Here is a 1,638-nt window from a genome sequence, read left to right as displayed (position 1 = left end):
CCCGTTCGTATTATAAGGTTAACCAGAATGCTAAATATTTCTGGTTGACCTTATTTATTTTGGTCTTATTATATCAGTAGCCAGGGTAGAACGTAACTGCCCGTGGGGCTTTGACCCCGTCAAGTAAACGGTTCGCCCCCTACTTGTAGAAACATGATTGAGGCTGGTTGGGACTTAGATCTCGTATAACAAGCGAAGCTGTGACACTGCATGGAGGATTAGGGGTACTGGCAAATTACTAGTTTAGGAGGAGGATTTTTGATATGAATCCAGTCATTGGTCTGGATGTTTCAAAAGGAGAAAGTCAAGTTCAGGCATTTTTAGATAAAGGCAAACCATACCGTAAGAGTTTTAAAGTTTCTCATACTATAGAAGGTCTTGATTTACTTGTAGAGTATCTGGAGGTGGTTAAGAGAGAAACTGGCAAGAAACCAACTATTGTTCTAGAAGCGACAGGACATTATCATTCCTCTGTTGTTCAATACTTGGAGGACCGTGGGTATTTATTGATAATTATTAATCCATTGATTTCTTATAAGGCCAAAAGTTCAAGTCTTCGAAAAGTAAAGACAGATGCGATAGATGCTTACCATCTCTGTGAGCTGTTTTATAAGGAGGATTTAGAGCCGTATAAGAAACGTGGTGTACAGCTATTAAACCTTCGGAATCTTACAAGACAGCACGAAAATATTACTGGAGTATTGATTCAAACAAAGCTACAATTTCAAGCGATTCTGGAGCAGGTCTTCCCTGAATACAGAGGTGTTTTTGGTGACTTATATTCGGTAGTATCACTATTAACTCTTTCAGAGTTTCCCTCATCTGAAGATATTTTAGAGGCAAGTGAAGAAACAATAGCCAACAAAATCGCTGAGTTATGTAAAAGTCGTTCCTATCGATGGGCTAAAGAAAAAGCTACTAAGCTCAAGGCAGCCGCAAATCGAAATCCGTTTGAAAAGACCGTTTATCAGAGCCATATTTTAAGTCTAGGTATGTATATCAATATCATTCTTCAGTACAAAGAGCACCTATCTAAGTTAGAGTCCGAGATAGATGCCCTCGCTAAAGAAGTTGAAGAATATAATATTATCAAATCTATCCCTGGTATCGGAGAAAAGATCGCGGCAACGATCATTTCAGAAATTGGAGAGATAGATCGATTTACTGATCCTAAAAAGCTGGTAGCTTTCGCTGGAGTTGACCCTAGTGTATTTGAATCTGGTAAGTTTACAGCCACCAAGAATCGAATCACAAAAAGAGGGTCCAGCAGGCTTCGTCACGCCCTATATATGGCTGTTCGTTGTGCTATACGTGACTGTCGTAAAAGCAAAACAAGCGATGAAATCATACCTCGCAATAAGAAATTACGAGAGTTCTATGATAAGAAACGTGAAGAAGGAAAACCTTTTAAGGTAGCTGTCATTGCTTGTGTAAATAAGCTCTTACATTGGATATTTGCCCTACTAAAGAATAAAACGACTTTCCAAGATATAGCTTAGAACCTATATCTAACTAAATAACACAAAACCTTCCAAATTAGTCTATCGGAAGGTTATTTGGCATGCATATTTTTAGTATAGCATGAGATATTTTAAATTTTTATTGAAAAATATTGACAAACTATTAGCTGGTTTACTT

Annotated in this window: 1 protein-coding gene; it reads left to right on the top strand. The window is 37.7% G+C overall.

Features of this window, described 5'->3' with window-relative positions; all coding sequences use genetic code 11:
* The first annotated feature begins 263 nt into the window (after positions 1–263).
* A complete protein-coding gene (locus tag AR334_RS07950; protein WP_066307766.1) occupies positions 264–1,499 on the top strand; it encodes an IS110 family transposase in 1,236 nt (411 codons plus the stop codon).
* Positions 1,500–1,638: the final 139 nt, after the last annotated feature.

This window comes from Bacillus sp. FJAT-29814 (assembly GCF_001510715.1).
Lineage (GTDB): Bacteria > Bacillota > Bacilli > Bacillales > Cytobacillaceae > Neobacillus.
This window is presented reverse-complemented; position numbering and strand designations above follow the sequence as displayed.